We start from the raw sequence: 3754 nt of genomic DNA on the forward strand, positions 1-3754 counted from the left end.
AGCCGGAGTCGAACCTGCCCGGGAACGGATGCCGTCCCCAACCGGGTTTGAAGCCCGGCCGCGCCACCGGGCGCGATTGTCTTCCTGAACTCAGGGTGCGCAGGCGTTGGCCAGCGCGTTGTCGGGGCGGATCTGGCGGGATTCGCCGAGGCGGCGGGTCAGGCCGAGTCGGTCGAAATATTCCAGATACTGAATACAGCGTTTGCGTCCCAAGCCTAGCGCATCACGGAAAGTTGTCACCTCAATCGCTGGATTTTCTTCGGCGAGTTTCAGCAGCAGCGCCGCCATTTGCCGCAAGACAATGTCGCTGATGAACAGGTCGCGCACCACCTGGTGCATCAGGCCCAGCCGTGCCAATTTGCGCATTAACAGGCGAACACTGGCGTCGTCTTCGCCGAGCATTTTAGCCGCGTCGCGCACCCACGGTGGGTCGAAACCGGCCTGTTCGAACAACGGCTGTAATTGCTGCCAGAGGATTTCGTCATCGGCATTCAGGCGCGCCTGATGGTCCGGCAGGTGCAGCCAGGGGCCGCTAGCGAGAATCGAGCCGGCATTGAGCAGTTCGTCGAGCAGGCTGATGAACGTCGAGCGTTCCAGTGCCAGCGCGCTGAAGCGGCGCAGGCGATCGCGGTCCGGCCCCATCTGGTCGGGTTCTTGTTCGTGGAATCGCGCCAGTTGTTCGAGCAAGGTGAATTTCAACTGGCCCCAGCGCTGCACGTTGAACAGCAGCGGGCCTTGGCGGGTGTCGATCAGGCGGATGTTTTCCGCCAGCGTCCACTTCGGGCGCGGGCGATTGAACTGGCGTTCCAGGCGTTGCGGGTCGAGGCCGCCGGGGCTGTGGTTGAGCAGTGCCGGCAAGGCTTGTTCGAGGCTGACACTCAGAGCGAGGGTTTGCAGTTGCGCAAGGCGTTCCGAACTGCGGCGATGGCGGGCCGGGGCGAACGGGTCGAGAACGACGCCGCCGCCGAGGGTGCGCTGGGCACTCGAGTCGCGCAGGATTAGCCGATCACCCTTCACCGCTTGCACTGGCGCGTTGATCAGCAGTTGCGCGAACATGCGCTCGCCGGGGCTCAGGCGCGGGCCTTGCAATAAAGCGACCCGGGCGATGACATCCTGGGTGCCAAGGTGCAGATGCACCGGGTGAAAGTGTTCGAAGGTGCGCTCGCCGGGCAACAGTTGAAAGTCGATGTCGATGCGCTGGGTCGGGGCATGCAGCCAGTCGGCCAGCAGCCATTGGCCACGGTGGATCTGCGCCAGTTCCAGACGATCGCCGCTGAGGTTCAATGCCACGCGTTGACCAGCGAACGCTCGTTCAGCGGCCTGGTTTTGCGCGTGCAGGCCACGGATGCGCACCGATTTGCCCGCAGGCCCCAAGACAAGTTTGTCGCCCACCGCAACCGTGCCCGACAACGCCGTGCCCGTGACCACAATCCCCGCACCCGCGACGCTGAATGTCCGATCAATCGCCAGGCGAAAGCCGCCCTCGCAACTGCGCGCCTGCACCTCGTTGTGCGCCCGCAATAACGCCGCGCGCAACTCATCGACGCCCTGCCCGCTCACACTCGACACGGTAAAAATCGGCGCATCAGCAAATGCCCCAGGCGCGAGCAAATCCAGGACCTGACGCTGCACCTCTTCCACCCTGCCCGCTCCCGCCCGGTCGCATTTGCTGATCGCCACCAGCGCGCGCGGGATGCCGAGCAGTTCGACGATCGCCAGATGCTCGCGGGTCTGCGGCATCACGCCGTCGTCGGCCGCGACCACCAGCAACACAAGATCGATGCCCTGCGCACCAGCGAGCATGTTGTGGGTGAATTTTTCGTGGCCGGGTACGTCGATGAAGCCGGTCAGCCCGGCGCCCGCTGCGAGTTCGGCGTAGAGATAACCGAGGTCGATGGTCATGCCGCGTTCGCGCTCCTGAGGGCGGCGGTCGCCGGTTTGTCCGGTCAGCGCTTGCAACAGCGAAGTCTTGCCGTGGTCGATGTGCCCCGCCGTGCCGACGATCACCGGTCGACCTGCAATTGCGGCAACTGCGCCAGCCACGCTGGCTCATCGTCGAGCTGACGCAGATCGAGCCACAGCGCATCGTCGCCGATTCGCCCAAGCACAGGGATCGGCAATCCGCGCAACGCCGCTTCTAGATTGAGCAGATAGCGCCCGCGCCAGCGCTTGGATACTTGCGGGCGACAACACAGCGCTGCACTCGGCAGACGCGCCACCGGTTGGCTGCCGCTGCCGATCATGCCCAACGCCTCGATTGCACTGACCTGCCAGACTTCGCCCAAGACATCGGCGAGCAGCGGTTGCAAACGCACAGCCTGCGCATGAATCTCCGCTTGCGGCCGGGTCAGCAGGCGCAGGCTCGGCAGGCGCTCGACGAGGCGATCAGGGTCGCGGTACAAACCGAGCACCGCCTCCAGCGCGGCCAGGGTCAACTTGTCGACCCGCAGCGCACGCTTCAATGGGTTCTTCTTGATCTTCGCGATCAGTTCTCTGCGCCCGACAATCAATCCGGCCTGCGGCCCGCCGAGCAATTTGTCGCCGCTGAAGGTGACGATGTCGGCGCCATCGAGCAAGGCCTGCCGCACCGTCGGTTCCGCCGGCAGGCCCCAGCGCGTCAGGTCGAGCAGACTGCCGCTGCCCAGATCTTCCAGCAACGGCAAGCCATGAGCGTGTGCCAACTCGGCCAGTTCCGCAGTCGCCACCCGCGCGGTGAAGCCTTCGATGCTGTAGTTGCTGGCATGCACGCGCATGATCAACCCGCTGCGCGGACTGATCGCCGCTTGGTAATCCCGGGCATGGGTGCGGTTGGTGGTGCCGACTTCATGCAGGCGCACGCCGGCGCGGGCCATGATGTCGGGGATGCGAAAGGCGCCGCCGATTTCGATCAGCTCACCACGCGAGATGATGCCTTCCTTGCGCGCGCCGAGGCTGTTGAGGGTCAGCAGCACGGCAGCGGCATTGTTGTTGACCACGGTCACCGCTTCAGCGCCGGTCAGTTCGCGGATCAGGCCTTCGATCAGATCGTCACGATCACCGCGCTTGCCGCTGGCCAGATCGAACTCGAGATTGAGCGGATAGCGTGCGGCCATTTGCACTGCTTCAATGGCTTTCTCGGGCAGCAAGGCGCGGCCGAGATTGGTGTGCAGCACCGTGCCGGTCAGGTTGAATACCCGGCGCACCTGGCTGCGCTGCTGTTGCGCCAAGCGTTCGCCGACGCGGCCGGCGAGCACTTCGGCGCCGATTTCCACAGCTGCCAATTGCCCGCTCAACACGCCGGGCCGCAACTCATCGAGCAACTGACGCAGGCCCGTCAGCAACGAATCCCGGCCATAACGCTCGGCCAACGGCGCGCACGCCGGGTGACGCAACAAGCCATCAATGGACGGCAACCGCAGGGCAACGCTGGAAGACATCAGCCACTCCTGATTTCACTGAAACAATCCCTTTTGGGAGCAAGCTTGCTCCCGAAAGGGTTTCAGAAGTGTAGACGCACTGCCGGAGCTAGCTTGCTCGCGAATGCGGTGTGTCAGTCAATGTGGAGGTGGCTGACCTGACGCCTTCGCGAGCAGGCTCGCTCCCACAGAGAAATCCGGGGCGGACCGGGCTTTGTAACCGGCACACAAGTCTGTGGCTGGCTTCCCAGCGATTGCGGTGGGTCCGTCAAAGAAAGCGGTGGATGTGCTGACCAATCGCTGGCAAGCCAGCTCCCACAGGGATTCGGGGTGGAATGAACATTGTTGGTCACCACAAA

At 64.1% G+C, this 3754-nt stretch carries 2 protein-coding genes; both read right to left on the reverse strand.

Annotation, left to right across the window (positions count from 1 at the left end):
• Positions 1-90: 90 nt before the first annotated feature.
• Entirely contained in the window at positions 91-2007 is a 1917-nt protein-coding gene (selB, locus tag D8U60_RS19260; RefSeq protein WP_130900698.1) for a selenocysteine-specific translation elongation factor, read from the reverse strand.
• The gene (gene selA, locus D8U60_RS19265; RefSeq protein ID WP_130900687.1) at positions 2004-3416 is read right to left on the reverse strand and encodes an L-seryl-tRNA(Sec) selenium transferase; all 1413 of its coding nucleotides are present in this window, start codon (positions 3414-3416) and stop codon (positions 2004-2006) included. The genes selB and selA overlap by 4 nt, the downstream gene beginning before the upstream one ends.
• Positions 3417-3754: the final 338 nt, after the last annotated feature.

It is taken from the genome of Pseudomonas sp. Sample_11 (genome assembly GCF_004307505.1).
In the GTDB taxonomy this organism is placed as follows: Bacteria; Pseudomonadota; Gammaproteobacteria; order Pseudomonadales; family Pseudomonadaceae; genus Aquipseudomonas; species Aquipseudomonas atacamensis.